The sequence below is a fragment of the Streptomyces parvus genome (assembly GCF_014648875.1).
Lineage (GTDB): Bacteria > Actinomycetota > Actinomycetes > Streptomycetales > Streptomycetaceae > Streptomyces > Streptomyces parvus.
The window spans coordinates 235,353-251,514 of the sequence record NZ_BMRY01000006.1; the positions used below are offsets into that span (position 1 = coordinate 235,353).

Sequence of the window (16,162 nt, forward strand, 5' to 3'; positions counted from 1 at the left end):
GCACGATCCCCGGGGCCCGCACCACGGAGGCCGGAGGGACGCCCGCGGACGGGAGGGCGGTGGCCTGGCCTTATCGTGTGGGCATGAGCGACGCGACCCCCAGCAGTGAGAACCCCGGCTTCGACGACATGGCCCGCGACATCGCGGAGGTCCCCGCGGTCGAGGTGATCGTGACGGTCGCCGTCAACCTGATGAGCGCGGCCGCCGTGAAGCTCGGCCTCACCGAGGAGGGCGAGGACCACAAGGACCTCGACGAGGCCCGCAAGCTGGTCCACGCCCTGGCCGGACTGCTGGACGCGAGCACCACGGAGATCAGCACCTTCCACGCCTCGCCGCTGCGCGACGGCCTGAAGTCGCTCCAGCTCGCCTTCCGCGAGGCCTCGCTGGTGCCGGACGAGCCCGGCCACGGCCCGGGCGAGAAGTACACCGGTCCCGTCTACGGCTAGCCGCCCGCCCCATTCCCGTACGTACGCCAGGGAGCCCGCCGTCCCCCCCGTGGGGCGGCGGGCTCCCTGGCGTGTGCGCCGGGACCGTTCGCGGATCCTCAGACGGCGTCCTCGGTCTCCTCGGGCAGGACGTTGGGGAAGGGGTGGGTGAGCCGGTGGGCGTAGGCCGCGATGACTCCGCCGACCAGCGGCGCGACGATGAACAGCCAGAGCTGGGAGAGGGCTGCGCCGCCCGCGAAGAGCGCCGGGCCGAAGCTGCGCGCCGGGTTGACCGAGGTGCCGGTCAGCGGGATGCCGACCAGGTGGATCGCCGCGAGCGCCAGGCCGATGGGCAGGCCGTCGAAGCCGGTGACCGCGACCTTGTGGGTCACCGCGAGGACCACGTAGACGAGCAGGAACGTCAGCACGACCTCGGCGAGGAACGCGCCGCCGATGTTGATGCCGACGGCCGACCGGTCGTCGTAGCCGTTCGTGCCGAACTCGCCGCTGGTCTCCAGGCCGGGGATCTGCTTGGCCAGCAGGAACAGCAGGGCGGCTCCGACGATCGCGCCGAGGAACTGGGCCACCCAGCGCTCGACGGCCGTACGGAGGTCGATGCGGCCGGCCATCAGCATGCCCAGCGTCACCGCCGGGTTGACATGGCAGCCGGAGATCGGGCCGAGCGCGTAGGCCAGGGCGAGGAGGGTGAAGCCGAAGGTGAGGGCGATGCCCACCGTGCCGAGGTATTCGACGGCGACCACCGCGGACCCCACGGCGAAGAACACCAGCAGCAAAGTGCCGAGAAACTCTGACGCCACGATCCGCTTCTGCATGGAACCACCTCGCGATGTCGTCCGGTAGGTCGGATTCCTCCGATTTTCCCGACAATTCTCACGGCGGTGAGCGGTTCGCGCTCGTCGGGCCGGTACCGGCCCGACGAGCAGGGGCGGTCAACGGGCGAAGAGGGGCTCCCCCGGCATGGCCGTCCCGGCGGGGAGGAGGGCCAGGTCCAGGCCGCTGACCAGCCGGGCCCGCAGCACATCACTGGCCGACAGGGCCTGCGCGACGCGGCGGGCCGCCTCGGCGGGCACGGTGTCCGGGGCGAGGACGAGCGCGAGGGTGCCGTCCGCGCTGCCGGGGCCGAGGTGGGCGCGGACCACCGCGGGGTCGGCGGCGACGATGTCCCGTACGGCCTCGATGACGGCGGGGTCCTGGAGCGGGTCGGTGCTGGTGCGGTTCTCGGCCAGCGCCAGGAGCGCCTGCCCGCTCAGCTCGAAGGCGACGGGCCCGGCGAGATCCAGCACGACGGTGTCGGCCTTCTCGTGGGCGGCGGCCTGGAGGGCCTGGTGCAGCGGTACCGCGACGGGGCGCGCCTCCGGGTCCCAGAGCGCCAGCGAGGCGGTGGAGGTGAAGGCGGGGAGCGCACGCCGCTCGCCAGCCTTGAGGGTGGGGACGGCCATGTCGCTGGTCTTCTCGCGCCGGAGCCCCCTCTCGTCCTCCTCGACCTCGCCGAGGACGGCGACGACGGGGACCAGGAGCCGGGCGTCCCGCAGGGCCGTGAGGACCGGGCCGACGGCGCTCCGGTCCCGGGACCAGGCGTCGAGTGCACTGGTCAGGGCCGGGGACGCCGAGCCGTCGTCGTCGGAGAAACCGGGGTCCGGAATGTTCTTGAGCTCCACGGGACGAGGGTAGTGCCTGGCGTCCGGGGGCCTGCTCGCAGGTGTCGCGGCGTCGGTGCTCAGCGGCGTACGGGCTCGGCGTACGCCGAAGGAGTGAGCGTGCTCAGCGGCGGGCGGGGGCGTTCCGGCCGCGCCACAGGACGACGGCGACCGCCAGCAGCGCCGCGCCGAGGCCGCCGGCGAGCGGGGCTGCCCAGTTGGCCGTCCCGTCGGCGGTACGGGGCGGGGTCGGGCCCGCACCGAAGTACCGCCCCCGGTGCCCGGCCGGGGCGGCCTTGGCGTCCAGGTCCGCCGGGCGCAGCCGGGCGCCCGCCTCGATGGCCTCCGCCGGGTCGACGATGCCGTAGCCGCGGGCGTCGTCGCGGCCCTGGGCGGGGGCGTCGCGGGCGGTGTCGGCGAGGAGCTTCTTGATCTGGGCCGGGGAGAGGCCGGGGTGGGCGGCCCGGACCAGGGCGACCGAGCCGGAGACGAACGCGGCGGCGGCGGAGGTGCCCCACTCGATGTAGTAGTGCCCGTCCGGGTTGGCGACCACGATGTCCACGCCGGGGGCGCTGACGGTGGCGTACCAGCGGCGGGTGGAGAACGAGGCGTGGGTGCCGTACTCGTCGACGGCGGCGACCGCGATCACCCCCGGGTAGGCGGCGGGGTAGGAGATCCGGTCCCCCTTCTCGCCGCCGTTGCCCGCCGACGCGACGACCGGGACGCCCTTGGACAGGGCGTACTGGATGGCCGCGTCCTCGCCGGGGTCGGGGTGGGCGGACTTGCTGTCGTCGCCCAGGGAGAGGTTGATGACGTCGGCGCCGTTGTCGGCGGCCCACCGGATGCCGTCGGCGAGGGCGGCGCCCCGGGTCTTGCGGGCCTTGGCGCGGGCCGGGTCCTTGGATTCGAGGATGACCCGGACCGGCAGGATCCGGGCCTCGGGGGCGATGCCGAGGATGCCGTCGGTACGGCCGGGGCCGTTGCCGTGTCCGGCGATGATGCCGGCCATCGCGGTGCCGTGCAGGGCCCAGGAGGAGTCGCCGCGGGCGGCGCCGAAGCCGACGAGGTCCTTGCCGGGGAGCACCTGGCCGGTGAGGTCGGGGTGGGCGTCGTCGACCCCGGTGTCCAGGACGGCGACGGTGATGCCGTCACCGCGGGTGGTCTGCCAGGCCCGGTCCGTGTGCAGGGCGTCCAGGGCCCACTGCTGGTCGCGGATGGCGTCGGCGTGGGCGGGCGCGGCGGGGGTGAGGGAGAGGACGGCGGCGGCGCAGACCGCGGCGAGGGCGCGGCGGGGTCGTCGGGTCATCCGGGCTGCTCCGTGAGGTCGGCGACGGCTGTGCGCAGTCCGCGCTCCACGCGGTCCGCGACGCCCTTCGCCTCGTGGCCGAGCCCGGCCTGGGCGATGTCCGTCTCGGCGCCGGAGGCCATGGCGTCGGAGGCGGGCTGCGGTTCGGCGACGGCGCGGCCGTCCGCGAAGCCGGAGACGGCGAGGACGACGACCGGGATCTCTGTGAGCGGGTTGACCGTCCAGCTGGCGCGCTGCTTGTCGCCGAAGGAGGCCGCGGAGGTGCCCTCGGGGGCGTATGTGCGGGGCATCAGGTCCTTGCGCGCACCGAGCCTCTGCTCGGTGAACCGGGTGCGCAGGGCCTGCATGCCGGAGGCGTCGGCCTCCGTGAAGACGAGGCCGACGGTGGTGACGGCGGAGCGGGTGGCGTCGGTGTACGTGGCGCGCACCAGCCGCTCGCAGCCGACGGACCGGAGCGTGGTGAGGAGCAGCGGGTCGAGGCCGTCCTTGCAGGTGCTGTCGGCGGCGACGGCGACCCGGGTCCAGGTGCGGTGGGTGCCGCCGGGGCCCGCGCCCCGGCCCTTCAGGGTGCGCGGGAACAGCGTGTCGACGGGGACGCTGTGCCAGGCGGCACGGGCGGCGGTGTACGGGCTCCTGGCGGTCCCGGCCGAGGAGTCGCCGGTCAGCCAGGCGCCGGTGGCGGCCCCGCCGATGAGCCCGAGGCCGAGCACGACACAGGCGGCTGCCGCCGCCGTGCGCCACCGCTGCCGGGGCCGGACGGGGCGCAGCCGGGTGGTGGTCTCGACGGCGGTCTCCGGGAAGCCGTGGTGGACGGGCGTCCGGTAGCCACCCGGAGGCGGCGGAACGGCCCCCGGCGCGGGCGTCAGATCAACGGCTCCGACGGGCCTGCGGCGGGTTACGGGGGGCGGGATGGGGGTGCCCTGGGGCGTGGGGCCGGTGGCGGGCGGGGCGCGGGGCGCGGGGCTTGCGGCGGGCGGCACGGGCGCCGGGCTTGCGGGGGCCTGTGCGGGGCTCTCGGCGGGCGCCGGGCTCTGGGGGGCCTGCGGGGGCGCGGGCCTCTGGGAGGGCGGGACCTGGCGGGCGGGGTGCGCGGGGCTCGCGGAGGGAGCCGGGCGCGCGGCAGGCGGGCCGGGGCGCGTCGAGCCCGTCACGGGCGGGCCGGGGTGCGCGGCAGGCGGGCCGAGGTGCGCGGCAGGCGGGCCGGGGCGCGTCGCGGGCTCCGGGTTCGCGGTACGCGCGGAGGATGCGGGGCTCTCGGCGGGCGCCGGGCTCTGCGCGGGGCGTGCGGCGGGCGTGGCGGGCGTGGGAGCCGCCTGTCGGCGCGATGCGCCCTGCTGGGTGAAGGCCGCCGGTGGGCCGGATCGGTCCGATGCGGCCGACGGGGCGGGCGGCGCGGTGGGAGCCTCCGGGGCGGAGGCCGACGGGCGGGCCGGCCCTGCCGAGGTCGTCGGGCCGGGGGGCGAGGGCCGCCGGGCCGGGGCCGCCGACGCGGACGTTCCCTGCGGAACCGAACCGGCAGGGGGTGCGGAAGCGGGAACCGACGGGGCCGAGGTCGCGGAAACCGGAGGGGCCGACGGGGCGGGGCCCGGGGGCACCGGGGCCGACGCCGCCGGGGGTGTGCCGGGCCGGGGCGGTGTCGGGGGCTTCGCCGACGGGGGTGCGGGCGGGGTGGTCGGGCGGGGCGGGACGGGAGCGCGCTGCGCTTCGGTACTCATCCGGCCCCCTGCTGACACATCCTCGTACCGACCACGGATCACCGCCGGTGACAGGCCCGTTGGTGCTCGCGTGCAGGTCACTCTACGGGCTGCGGGCGGGCCGCGGGGAACGGGACTCCCGGGCGGGTGGAGGATCTGTCCCGATCGTCCCCCTACCCAGCCGTAGCGGCTCTCTGGCAAGCTGCGGCCATGACTGCCCGCGCCGCTGACCGGACCCGCTACAACCGGGCCACCGCCCATCTCGACGCCCCGATCGCGATCGTGGATCTGGAGGCGTTCGACGCCAACGCCGACGATCTGGTGCGGCGGGCGGCGGGGAAGCCGGTCCGGGTGGCGAGCAAGTCGGTGCGGTGCCGGGCCCTGCTGGAGCGGGTGCTCGCGCGGCCCGGGTTCGCCGGGATCATGTCGTACACGCTGGCGGAGTCGCTGTGGCTGGCGCGGGCCGGGTTCGAGGATGTCCTGCTCGCCTATCCGTCGGCCGACCGGGGCGCCTTCGCCGAGCTGGCCGCCGATCCGAAGCTGGCCGCGGCCGTGACCGTGATGGTGGACGACCACTCCCAGCTGGAGCTGATCGACGCCTCCCGGGCCGGTGGGCGCGAGGAGATCCGGGTCTGCCTGGAGCTGGACACCTCGCTGCGGATGCTGGGCGGCCGGGTGCGGATCGGGGCGCTGCGTTCGCCGCTGCGCTCCCCCGCCCAGCTCGCCGAGCTGGCCCGCTCGGTGGCGCGCAGGCCGGGCTTCCGGCTGGTGGGTCTGATGGCGTACGAGGGCCATGTCGCCGGGGTCGGGGACGCGGTCGCCGGGCGGCCGCTGCGGTCCCGGGCGATCCGGCTGATGCAGACCGCCGCACGCAAGGAGCTGGCGGTGCGCCGGGCCGAGGTGGTGCGGGCGGTCCGGGCGGTCGCGCCGGAGCTGGAGTTCGTGAACGGCGGCGGCACGGGCAGCGTGCAGCACACGGCGGCCGAGCGCGCGGTGACGGAGATCGCCGCCGGTTCGGGGCTGTACGTGCCCCGGCTGTTCGACAACTACACGTCGTTCACCGCCCGGCCGGCGGCCCTGTTCGCGCAGCCCGTGGTGCGCCGGCCCGGGGTGGGCGTGGTGACGGTGCTCGGGGGCGGCTACCCGGCGTCCGGTGCGGCCGGCGCGGACCGCTCGCCGGTGCCGTATCTGCCGGAGGGGCTGCGCTACGACCCGCAGGAGGGCGCGGGCGAGGTGCAGACGCCGCTGCTGGGCTCCCCCGCCGACGATCTGCTGATCGGCGACAAGGTGTGGTTCCGGCACGCGAAGGCCGGGGAACTGTGCGAGCGCTTCGACACGCTGCACCTGGTCGAGGGCGACCGGGTCACGGCGAGCGTTCCGACGTACCGGGGCGAGGGGCGGACCTTCCTCTGACCGGGCCTGCTCCGGCCCCGGCGCCCGGTCAGGGGCTGATCGACGCGCCCACGCCGCCGCTCGTCCCGTCGTCGCCCAGGGGGCGGACACCCCGGGTGATCGTGTCCATCAGCGAGAGCGGCAGCTCGGCGACGTCCGCGTCGAAGACGAGCCGGACGATCACCGGGGTGCCACTGCCCACGGACGAGGGGAAGGCGACGGACTGCACGTATCCGCCGGGCCCCTTGCCGGTGGTGACCTGCCAGCGCACCAGGTAGCCGACGCGTCCGGCGACGGACAGCTGCTCGGCCCTGAGGACCTTGTGCGAGGTGATGCCGCCGTGGTTGCGGCGGCCGAGGCTGTCCTCCTCGTAGGCGAGGTCGGCGGCGGTGGTGATGTCGGCCTCGGCCAGGGCCTTGGGGTCGGTCTCGGCGCTCCGGGCGGTGTGGGTGGTGACCGTGCCGTGGTAGCAGAACGACGAGCCGCCGGGGCAGTCGTAGGACTGGACCGTGCGGATGGTGGGGACGTCGGAGGAGCTGCTCCTCGGCTTCTCCCAGCCCTCGGGCACCGGCACCGTGACCCCGTTGAGCTGGTCGACGAGAACGGCCGGGTTCTCGTCGGGGTCGGGCTCGTCGGAGGTCGTGGGGGTGGCCGTGGGGGTCGTGACGGGGGCCGGGGCCGAGGTGGTCGTCGTCCGGGCGGCCGGCGTACCGCCGTCGTCGCGGCCCAGGAGGATCACGCCGGTGACGGCCGCGCCCAGGACCAGCACTCCGGAGAGCGTGATCGCCAGGATTCTCGTACGGTTGCCGCCCCCGGATCCGTCGTGCGGGCCGCGTTGGTGCGGGAGCGGGAGCGACGGCGGTCCGAACCCCGCAGGGGCCGCCTCCGCCGGACCGAAGCTCCCCGGGCCGGGATCCGCCGGACCGAACCCGGCCGGGCCGGACTGCGCCGGGCCGGGGTCCGCCGGTGCGGGCGGCTGGTGCGATGCGGCCGGGCCGGCGGCGGACGGGCGGGTGTGCGCGGTCCAGGCCGTGCCGTCCCACCAGCGCTCCAGGCCGGGTGTGCCCGTGTCCGGATACCAGCCGGGCGGCGTCGCATAGCTCATGCCCACACTCTAAAGTCCGCCTCCGACACGGTCACGGGAGTCCACGGTTCAGGCGCCGCGGCCGGTCAGGGACAGCAGATCGCGGGCGGGACCGGTGGGGCGGTGACCGCCGGGCCAGACGGCGCGCAGCTGGCGGCGCAGCCGTACGCCCGCGACCGGGACCTTGACGAGGCGGCGGGCGGACAGCTCCTCGCCCAGGGCCAGTTCGCTCAGGACGCAGGGGCCCGCCCCGCTCTCGGCCGCGCCCTTGACCGCCGTGGTGGAGGAGAGTTCCAGCAGCGGCTGGGCCAGACCGCCGTGCACGGCGAGCGCGGCGTCCAGGACCTGGCGGGTGCCGGAGCCGTGTTCGCGCAGGATCAGCGGGGTGGCGGCGAGTTCGCCGGGCAGCAGCGGGGTGCGCCGGCGGGCCCAGGGGTGGGTGGGGGCGACCACGACGACGAGACGGTCGTGGGCGATGACGGTGCCGTCGAGGCCCTCCGGTATCGACAGGCCCTCGACGAAGCCGAGGTCGGCCTCCCCGGTGACCAGGCGGCGGGCGACGGCCGCCGAGTTGCCGACGAGGAGCGAGACCGCGGTGTCCGGGCGCTCCCCGCGCAGGGCGATCAGCCAGCCCGGCAGCAGGTACTCGGCGATCGTCATGCTGGCGGCGACCCGCAGCCGGGAGTCGCGGCGGTCGCGCAGCGCCTGCGTGCCCGCGTCGAAGGCCTCGGCCGCCTCGACGACCCGGCGCGCCCAGTCGGTGACCAGCGCGCCCGCGTCGGTGAGCCGGGAGCCGCGCGGGGAACGGTCCAGCAGGGTGACGCCGAGCTGCCGCTCCATGGACCGGACGCGGCTGGAGGCGGCGGGCTGGGTGATGCCGACGTCCCGGGCGGCCCGGCCGAGGCTGCCGTGGCGGGCGACGGCGAGCAGCAGTTCCAGCGCCCCGAGGTCGGGGACCCGGTGGGCGAGGGGGATGTGGGGGGTGTGCGCGTCGTCGCCGGTCATCAAGCCAGCTTATGACCTCATAGGAACGGGGTCCCTGGTGGGCCCGGGCCCCTCCGTCAAGAATCGTGGCATGGCCATCTTTCCGCAGACCCGTACCCCCGTTCCGCCTCCCTCCGCCGCGTCGGCGACCCGTCCGGCGACGGCGTCGGGGGCGTCCGGTGACGCGACGCGGCTGCCGTCCCTGCGGCACATCGGCCCGAACTGGTACGCGAGCGTGATGGGCACCGCGATCGTCGCGGGCGCCGGGGCCGCGCTCCCCGTCGACGTCCCCGGTCTGCGGGCCGCGATCACCGTCGTGTGGGCGCTGTCGGCCGTGCTGCTCCTGGCCGTCCTCGCCGCGCGGACCGGGCACTGGATCCACCACCGGGACCAGGCCCGCGCCCATCTGCTGGACCCGGCGGTCGCCCCGTTCTACGGCTGTCTGGCGATGGCGCTGATGGCCGTCGGCGGGGCCACCCTGACGGTGGGCGTGGACGTGGTGGGCGCTCGGGCGGCGCTCGCGGTGGACGTGGTGCTGTTCTCGGTGGGTACGGCGGTGGGGCTGGCGGCGGCCGTCGTGGTGCCGTACCTGATGGTCGTACGCCACCGTCCCGCGCCCGGGACCGCGTCGCCGGTCTGGCTGCTGCCGCTGGTCGCCCCGATGGTGTCGGCCTCGCAGGGGGCGCTGCTGGTGCCGCACCTCGGATCCGGGCAGGGGCGTGAGGCGCTGCTGCTGGCCTGCTACGCGATGTTCGGTCTTTCGCTGCTGGCGACGCTGGTGGTGCTGCCGCTGGTCTTCTCGCGGCTGGTCCACCACGGTCCGCTGCCGCTCGCGCTGACCCCGACGCTGTTTCTGGTGCTGGGGCCGCTCGGCCAGTCGACGACCGCCGTCAACCAGCTGGCCGATGTCGCCCCGGGGGCGGTGGCGGCCCCCTACGCCTCCGCGTTCGGCGCGTTCGCCGTGCTGTACGGGGTGCCGGTGATGGGCTTCGCGCTGCTGTGGCTGGCCCTGGCGGCCGCGATGGTGGTGCGGGCCGTGCGGGACGGGATGGGCTTCGCGATGACGTGGTGGGCGTTCACCTTCCCCGTCGGTACGTGTGTGACGGGGGCGGCGGGTCTGGCGCGGCACACCGGTCTGGACGCGCTGACCTGGCTCGCGGTGGCGCTGTACGTGTTCCTGGTCGTGGCGTGGGCGGCGGCCGGGGCGCGGACGGTGCGCGGGGTGGTCAGCGGAGCGTTGACGGCAGCACCCGTGCCGCCTCGGCCAGCGACGGCCCGTACCAGGTGAGCAGCCGCCCGTCGACGAGTGCGGCGGGCAGGGCGGGGAAGGCCTCGGGCCCGTCGTCGGCGGTGAAGTGGTAGGGCTCGTCGGGCAGCACGACCAGCTCGGCCCCGGAGGCGTTCAGCTCGTCGAGCGGGATGCGCGGGTAGCGCTCGGGGTGGCCGGCGTACACGTTGCGGACACCGAGGCGGGCGAGGAGGTCCCCGGCGAAGGTGTCGTGGCCGAGCACCATCCAGGGCCTGCGCCAGATCGGTACGACGGCGGGGCGGGGGTTCTCCGGGGGCGCGGGCAGGGCGGCCCAGGCGGCCTCCGCCTCGTCCAGCCACGCGGGCCGGGTAAGCCCGCAGCCGTCGACGAGGACGCGGTGGAGTTCGGCGAGGGCCTGGTCCAGGGTGCGGACCTCGGTGACCAGGACGTCGAGCCCGGCGGCCCGGAGCGCGTCGAGGTCGGGGGCCCGGTTCTCCTCCTCGTTGGCGATCACGAGGTCGGGGGCGAGGGCGGCGATCGCGGCCACGTCGGGGTTCTTCGTGCCGCCGATCCGGTCGGCCGTGAGGTCCGCCGGGTGGGTGCACCAGTCGGTGACGCCGACGAGCAGCCCGGGTGCGGTGCGGGCCACGGCCTCGGTGAGCGAGGGGACCAGGGAGACGACGCGCACGGGCACCTGGGCTCCCGGTCTCAGCGGCGCGAGTCGAAGGTGGCGTCGATGTGCTCGGCCACCGAGACGACGAGGAGCCTGGTGTCGGGCACGGTGGCGCGCCAGCGGTGGCGGACCCCGCCGGAGAGGAACAGGGTGTCGCCGCTCTCCAGCCGGTGCACCTGGCCCTCCGCCTCGACGTCGACGGCGCCCGCGACGACGTACATCAGCTCGTCGTTGCGGTGCTGGAACTCGCGGCCGAGATCCGGTTCGCCGGAGAACTCCAGGGCGCTGAGCTGGTGGCGGCCGCGCACCAGGCGGCGTACGCCCTCGCCCTCCTCGCCCCGGACGACGTCCACGGCGCGGGCGGAGTCGGCGGCGGCGTGGAGCTTCTTGGTGGTGGTCTCCAGCGCTTCGGCGACGCGGTCGAGGGAGCGGGCGCTGGGGCGGGCCCGTTCGTTCTCGATCTGGCTGAGGAAGGGCACGGAGAGCCCGCTGCGCTCGGCGACCGCGGCCAGCGTGAGGCCGAGGGTCCGTCGTCGACGCCGGACCGCGGCGCCCACCCGCGGTGTGTCCTTGTCGTCCATCTCCGAGCTCCCTCCCGCACCCGCCCATCCTCGCGGTTGCCAGCACCTTACGCACATGGTTGCGCACGACGTCCGGAAAACGACCTGCGGGCAGCCGGAAAGGGGTGGCCCCGCCCGAAGGCGGGGCCACCCCTTTTCCTGCCTGTGTTCTCGGTGCCCGTCGGGCCCGTGGGCCCTACTGGGGCGCCATGGTGTCCGCGATGCCCGGGTTGTCGTCCATCCAAGCCTTCACGGCTTCCTCCTCGTGGCCCGCGCCGCGCTTCTGGATCTCGTTCTCCAGGCCGCCGAGCTGCTTCTCGGTGAGCTTGAAGTCCTTGAACCACTTCGTCAGCTGCGGGTACTGCTCCGGGAACTCCTTGGAGGCGATGGTATGTAGCCGGTCGCCTTCACCGAACGCCTTCTCGGGGTCCTTCAGCTTGGTCATGCCGTACTCGTTGTACGCCCAGTGCGGGGTCCACAGCAGGACGGCGATGGGCTCCTTCTTGGCGTACGCGCGCTTCAGCTCGGCCAGCATGCCGGGCGTGGAGGAGTCGACGACCTCGTACTCCTTGTCCAGGCCGTAACTCGGCAGGACGTTCTTCTTGAGGTTCTCCATGGTGGCGGTGCCGGGCTCGATGCCGACGATCCGGCCCTTGAAGTCGGAGCCCTTGCCCTTGAGGTCGTCGAGGGTCTTGACGTCCTTGACGTAGTCGGGGACGGCGACCTCGATGGAGGTCGGCCCGTACCAGGAGCCGAGGTCCGTCAGCTTGTCGCCGTACTTGTCCCAGTAGTTCTTCTGGGTGTACGGCAGCCAGCCGTCGAACTGGACGTCGATCTGGCCGCGCGACATCGCGGCGTACATCGGGCCGACCTCGAACTGCTTGAGGTTGATCGTGTAGCCGCGCTCCTCCAGGACCGCCTTCCACAGGTACGTGGCGGCGATGTCCTCCTCCCAGGGGAACCAGGCGACCTCCAGCGCGCGGTCACGCTCGTCCTTGCCGCCGGCGGCCTTGGCGTCCTTCGGGACCGGGGACCACTTGTCGGCGACGCCCGGGTTGGCCTTCAGCCAGGTGCGGACGGCTTCCTGCTCCTTGCCGGAGCCGGCCTTCTGGATCTCGGCCTCCAGGCTGGTGAGCTGCTTCTCGGTCATCTTGAAGCTCTTCAGCCACTTGGCGACCTCGGGGTTCTCCTGCGAGAAGCCCTTGCGTGCCAGGGTGTGGATGCCGTCGCCCTTGCCCCACAGGCCCTTGGGGTCCTTGAGCTTGGTGAGGTCGAAGTCGTTGTACGCCCAGTGCGGCGACCAGAGCGGAACGACGATCGGTTCCTTCTTGGCGTACGCGCGCTTCAGCTCGGCCAGCATGGACGGCGTGGAGCCGTCGATGAGCTTGTACTCCTTGTCCAGGCCGTAGCCCGGCAGGAGCTTGTCCTTGAGCAGGCCCATCTCGCCGGCGCTCGGCTCGATGCCGACGATGCGGCCCTTGAACTCGGAGGCCCGGCCCTTCAGGTCCTCCATGGACTTGATGTCCTTCATGTACGCCGGGACGGCCAGTTCCAGCGAGGTGGGGGCGTACCAGGAGCCCATGTCCTCCAGGCGGTCCTGGTACTTCTTCCAGTAGCTGGCGTGGGTGACCGGCAGCCAGGAGTCGGTCTGGAAGTCGATCTGCCCGTTGGCCATGCCGGTGTACAGCGCGCCGGCCTCGTACTGCTTGACGTCGACCTCGAAGCCGCGCTGCTCCAGCATCTCCTTCCAGAGGAACGTGGAGGCAATGCCCTCGTCCCACGGGATGTAGCCGATGCTGATCTTCTTGCCGTCGCCGATCTGCGCGGTCTTGCCGGCGGTGTCGTCCTTGGAGCCGCCGAAGACGCTCATGCCACCCGCGACGAGGGCGAGGGCGACGATGGCGGCGACCGCGACCACGGGCTGGGGGCGGTAGGTCCAGATCTTCCAGCCCTCGGCCATGGCGCGGGCCTTGACGACCGCGCGGCGGCCCAGCGGGGAGACCACGGTGCCGAGGGCGCCGGTCATCCGGTCCAGGTACATGGCGAGGATGACGATGGAGATGCCCGCCTCGAAGCCGAGGCCGACGTCGACGTTGCCGATGGCACGGTAGACGGAGCCGCCGAGGCCGCCGCCGCCGACCATGCCCGCGATGACGACCATGGACAGGCCGAGCATGATGACCTGGTTGATACCGGCCATGATCGTGGGCAGCGCGAGGGGCAGCTGGACGCGCAGCAGGGTGTTGCGCGAGGTGGTGCCGAAGGCCTCGGCAGCCTCGACGAGTTCACCGTCGACCTGGCGGATGCCGAGCTCGGTCATCCGGACGCCCGGGGGCAGCGCGAAGATGATCGTGGCGATGATGCCGGGGACCACGCCGACGCCGAAGAAGATGACGCCGGGGATCAGGTAGACCATGGCGGGCATGGTCTGCATGAAGTCCAGGACCGGGCGGACCACCGCGCTGACCGTCTTGGACCGGGAGGCCCAGATGCCCAGCGGTACGGCGATGACCAGGGTGACGAGGGTCGCGACGAGCACCAGGGTGAGGGTGTCCATCGCCTCGTCCCACAGTTCGACGGAGTCGATGAGGGCGAATCCGACGAAGGTGAGCAGGGCGGCGGACAGGCCGCGCAGCCACCAGGCGATGACGGCGACGATGCCCGCGAACAGCAGGGGTGCGGGGGCGGACAGGACGGCGGCTATGCCGTCGAACATGCCGCTGACGATCGAGCTGATGGCGTCGAAGAGCCAGACGAGGTGGGTCTGCAGCCAGTCGACCGCGGAGTCGACCCATTCGCCGAGGGGGAGCCTAAACACCGGCCACCTTCTTCACGTCGGCACCTGCCGCGGCCGCGGCCGCGGGTTCGGAGTCGCGGGGCGCCTCGGCCGGGGTCATCGGCTCGCCGAGGACGGCGAGCAGCCGGGAGCTGGGGACGACGCCGACGAGCTTGCCCTTGGCGTCGGTGACGGCGACCGGGTCCGGGCTCTGCGCGCAGGGCGTGAACAGGTCGATGATCGGGGTGGACTCGGCGACCGTGGCGGGGGCGGCGGCGAGCACGTCCTGCGGGGTGCGCAGCTCGGTGCCGTCCGCGGCCTTGCCTCCCATCACGGTGTGCGGCTCGGCCATGATCGCGCTTGCGGTGAGCACCCGGGAGCGGTCGACGTCCTGGGTGAAGGAGGCGACGTAGTCGTTGGCCGGGGTGACGAGGATGTCCTCGGCGCTGCCGAGCTGGACGATCTTCCCGTCGCGCATGACGGCGATCCGGTCGCCGAGCCGCATGGCCTCGTTGAGGTCGTGGGTGATGAAGACGATGGTCTTCTTCAGACGCTTCTGGAGCTCCAGGAGCTGGTCCTGCATGTCACGGCGGATCAGCGGGTCGAGGGCGCTGAAGGACTCGTCCATGAGCAGCAGGTCGGCGTCGGTGGCCAGGGCGCGGGCGAGGCCCACGCGCTGCTGCATACCGCCGGACAGCTCGTCGGGCCAGGACTTCTCCCAGCCTTCGAGGCCGGTGAGCCGCAGCGCCTCGGCGGCGCGCACCTCGCGCTCCTCGCGCGAGACGCCCTGGACCTCCAGGCCGTACGCGGCGTTCTCCAGGACGCTCCGGTGGGGGAAGAGCGCGAAGTGCTGGAACACCATGCTGATCTTGGTGGAGCGGACGTGGCGCAGCTCGCGGGGGCTCAGGGCGGTCAGGTCCTGGCCGTCGAAGAGCACCCGGCCCGCGGTGGGGTCGAGGAGGCCGTTGAGCATCCGCAGCAGGGTGGACTTGCCCGAGCCGGACAACCCCATGACGACGAAGATCTGGCCCGGCTCGACGGTGAACGAGGCGTCGATCACCGCTGCGGTCGTTCCTTCGGCGCGCAGCTCGTCGCGGTCCGCACCGCTCTCCAGCTTCCGCACGGCTTCATCGGGTCGTCTGCCGAACACTTTGTACAAGTGCTCGGCTTGCAGCCTGGACACATACACCTCACGCGTTGAACCGAAAAACGGTCTGCCACCCCCTCCGGCAGACCGTGGAGCGATGCGGGCTCTGTCCGCGTGGCACATGCATTAGTTGAAAATGCGACGTGGTCCGCTCCGGTGGCGCGCCTGCCCGCACTTACGCGGCCCAAACGCGACCGTGACCCACGTCACTGACCTGCGACGGAGCGCGGGTAAGCGGTTACTTTGAGCGACTGTCGGCGCCGTGGGGCATCATCGGGTCTGTGACGCGACGCCTGATGCTCCTCGACACCGCCTCCCTTTACTTCCGCGCCTACTTCGGGGTGCCCGATTCGGTGCGCGCGCCGGACGGGACGCCCGTGAACGCCGTGCGCGGCCTCCTCGACTTCATCGGCCGCCTGGTGCACGACCACCGGCCGGACGAGCTGGTCGCCTGCTGGGACAACGACTGGCGTCCGCAGTGGCGGGTCGACCTGATCCCGACGTACAAGGCGCACCGGGTCGCCGAGGAGACGCCCGCCGGGCAGACGGACGAGGAGGAGATCCCCGACACGCTGTCGCCGCAGGTCCCGATCATCGAGGACGTGCTGGCGGCGCTCGGGATCGCCCGCGTCGGCGTCACGCCGTACGAGGCGGACGACATCATCGGCACGCTCACGGGGCGGGCGAGGGGACCGGTCGACATCGTCACCGGCGACCGCGACCTGTATCAGCTGGTCGACGACGCCCGCCAGGTGCGCGTGCTCTACCCACTCAAGGGCGTCGGCACGCTCCAGGTGACCGACGAGGCGTGGCTGCGCGAGAAGTACGGCGTGGACGGCGCGGGGTACGTCGATCTGGCCCTGCTGCGCGGCGACCCGAGCGACGGGCTCCCGGGCGTCCCCGGCATCGGCGAGAAGACGGCGGCGAAGCTGCTGGACGCGTACGGCGATCTCGACGGGATCATGGCGGCGGTGGACGACCCGAAGGCGAAGCTGACCCCGTCGCAGCGCAAGCGGCTGGACGAGTCGCGCGCCTATGTCGCCGTCGCCCCGAAGGTGGTCCGGGTGGCCGGGGATGTCCCGCTGCCCGACTTCGATCCGGCGCTGCCGCGCGAGCCCCGCGACCCGGCCGCCCTGGAGGCGCTGGCGGAGCAGTGGGGGCTGAGCGGGGCGATCCAGCGCCTGCTGACCGTCCTTCAGCGCTGAGGGGTCGAC

The 16,162-nt window shown here is 73.7% G+C and carries 14 protein-coding genes; 4 read left to right on the plus strand and 10 right to left on the minus strand.

Features of this window, described 5'->3' with window-relative positions:
* The first annotated feature begins 83 nt into the window (after positions 1-83).
* Positions 84-446 carry a DUF1844 domain-containing protein gene (locus IE140_RS20320; protein WP_006123336.1) on the plus strand — a complete coding sequence of 121 codons (363 nt, stop codon included), beginning with the start codon at positions 84-86 and terminating at the stop codon, positions 444-446.
* A 98-nt stretch (positions 447-544) separates the two neighbouring features.
* On the opposite strand, the gene IE140_RS20325 is transcribed toward IE140_RS20320, so the two are convergent.
* From IE140_RS20325 to IE140_RS20340, 4 genes are all read right to left on the minus strand, one after another.
* Positions 545-1,258 carry an MIP family channel protein gene (locus IE140_RS20325; RefSeq protein WP_093438440.1) on the minus strand — a complete coding sequence of 238 codons (714 nt, stop codon included), beginning with the start codon at positions 1,256-1,258 and terminating at the stop codon, positions 545-547.
* A gap of 117 nt (positions 1,259-1,375) precedes the next feature.
* Entirely contained in the window at positions 1,376-2,104 is a 729-nt protein-coding gene (locus IE140_RS20330; RefSeq protein ID WP_150196980.1) for an SseB family protein, read from the minus strand.
* Positions 2,105-2,207: 103 nt separating this feature from the next.
* Complete coding sequence (gene mycP / locus IE140_RS20335) at positions 2,208-3,389, minus strand: type VII secretion-associated serine protease mycosin (protein WP_150196981.1); 1,182 nt, start codon at positions 3,387-3,389, stop codon at positions 2,208-2,210.
* On the minus strand, positions 3,386-4,255 hold the full coding sequence (locus IE140_RS20340) for a hypothetical protein (protein WP_150196982.1): 870 nt from the start codon (positions 4,253-4,255) through the stop codon (positions 3,386-3,388). The genes mycP and IE140_RS20340 overlap by 4 nt, the downstream gene beginning before the upstream one ends.
* Positions 4,256-5,293: 1,038 nt before the next feature.
* On the opposite strand from IE140_RS20340, the gene IE140_RS20345 reads away from it, so the two are divergent.
* Positions 5,294-6,496 (plus strand): amino acid deaminase/aldolase, encoded by a 1,203-nt coding sequence (locus tag IE140_RS20345; protein ID WP_150198753.1) that lies wholly within the window; start codon positions 5,294-5,296, stop codon positions 6,494-6,496.
* A 28-nt stretch (positions 6,497-6,524) separates the two neighbouring features.
* On the opposite strand, the gene IE140_RS20350 is transcribed toward IE140_RS20345, so the two are convergent.
* Both IE140_RS20350 and IE140_RS20355 read right to left on the minus strand, forming a co-directional pair.
* A complete protein-coding gene (locus IE140_RS20350; RefSeq protein WP_189460595.1) occupies positions 6,525-7,580 on the minus strand; it encodes a DUF2510 domain-containing protein in 1,056 nt (351 codons plus the stop codon).
* Between the two features lie 48 nt (positions 7,581-7,628).
* Positions 7,629-8,564, minus strand: a complete 936-nt coding sequence (locus IE140_RS20355) for a LysR family transcriptional regulator (protein WP_032775585.1) — start codon at positions 8,562-8,564, stop codon at positions 7,629-7,631.
* A 70-nt stretch (positions 8,565-8,634) separates the two neighbouring features.
* Here IE140_RS20355 and IE140_RS20360 point away from each other — a divergent pair, with 70 nt between their 5' ends.
* Positions 8,635-9,831 carry a TDT family transporter gene (locus tag IE140_RS20360; protein ID WP_150198552.1) on the plus strand — a complete coding sequence of 399 codons (1,197 nt, stop codon included), beginning with the start codon at positions 8,635-8,637 and terminating at the stop codon, positions 9,829-9,831.
* On the opposite strand, the gene IE140_RS20365 is transcribed toward IE140_RS20360, so the two are convergent.
* The 4 genes from IE140_RS20365 to IE140_RS20380 all read right to left on the minus strand — a co-directional run bounded on the left by IE140_RS20365 (position 9,770) and on the right by IE140_RS20380 (position 14,984).
* A complete protein-coding gene (locus IE140_RS20365; RefSeq protein WP_150198556.1) occupies positions 9,770-10,480 on the minus strand; it encodes a helical backbone metal receptor in 711 nt (236 codons plus the stop codon). The two genes, IE140_RS20360 and IE140_RS20365, sit on opposite strands and share 62 nt — an antisense overlap.
* 20 nt (positions 10,481-10,500) lie before the next feature.
* Positions 10,501-11,046, minus strand: a complete 546-nt coding sequence (locus IE140_RS20370) for a helix-turn-helix domain-containing protein (protein WP_006123345.1) — start codon at positions 11,044-11,046, stop codon at positions 10,501-10,503.
* 175 nt (positions 11,047-11,221) lie between these two features.
* Entirely contained in the window at positions 11,222-13,843 is a 2,622-nt protein-coding gene (locus IE140_RS20375) for an ABC transporter permease/substrate binding protein (protein WP_150197745.1), read from the minus strand.
* Positions 13,836-14,984: a quaternary amine ABC transporter ATP-binding protein gene (locus tag IE140_RS20380; protein WP_150197744.1), complete on the minus strand. Its 1,149-nt coding sequence runs from the start codon at positions 14,982-14,984 to the stop codon at positions 13,836-13,838. The genes IE140_RS20375 and IE140_RS20380 overlap by 8 nt, the downstream gene beginning before the upstream one ends.
* A gap of 260 nt (positions 14,985-15,244) precedes the next feature.
* Between IE140_RS20380 and IE140_RS20385 the strand changes: the two genes are divergently transcribed.
* Positions 15,245-16,153 (plus strand): 5'-3' exonuclease, encoded by a 909-nt coding sequence (locus IE140_RS20385; protein ID WP_093435897.1) that lies wholly within the window; start codon positions 15,245-15,247, stop codon positions 16,151-16,153.
* Positions 16,154-16,162 lie beyond the last annotated feature (9 nt).

Bases quoted from the DNA above. Each gene is read 5' to 3' on its own strand.
- IE140_RS20320 (WP_006123336.1), top strand. From the start codon at position 84: ATGAGCGACGCGACCCCCAGCAGTGAGAACCCCGGCTTCGACGACATG.
- IE140_RS20325 (WP_093438440.1), bottom strand. From the start codon at position 1,258: ATGCAGAAGCGGATCGTGGCGTCAGAGTTTCTCGGCACTTTGCTGCTG.
- mycP (WP_150196981.1), bottom strand. From the start codon at position 3,389: ATGACCCGACGACCCCGCCGCGCCCTCGCCGCGGTCTGCGCCGCCGCC.
- IE140_RS20345 (WP_150198753.1), top strand. From the start codon at position 5,294: ATGACTGCCCGCGCCGCTGACCGGACCCGCTACAACCGGGCCACCGCC.
- IE140_RS20350 (WP_189460595.1), bottom strand. From the start codon at position 7,580: ATGAGCTATGCGACGCCGCCCGGCTGGTATCCGGACACGGGCACACCC.
- IE140_RS20355 (WP_032775585.1), bottom strand. From the start codon at position 8,564: ATGACCGGCGACGACGCGCACACCCCCCACATCCCCCTCGCCCACCGG.
- IE140_RS20360 (WP_150198552.1), top strand. From the start codon at position 8,635: ATGGCCATCTTTCCGCAGACCCGTACCCCCGTTCCGCCTCCCTCCGCC.
- IE140_RS20370 (WP_006123345.1), bottom strand. From the start codon at position 11,046: ATGGACGACAAGGACACACCGCGGGTGGGCGCCGCGGTCCGGCGTCGA.
- IE140_RS20385 (WP_093435897.1), top strand. From the start codon at position 15,245: ATGCTCCTCGACACCGCCTCCCTTTACTTCCGCGCCTACTTCGGGGTG.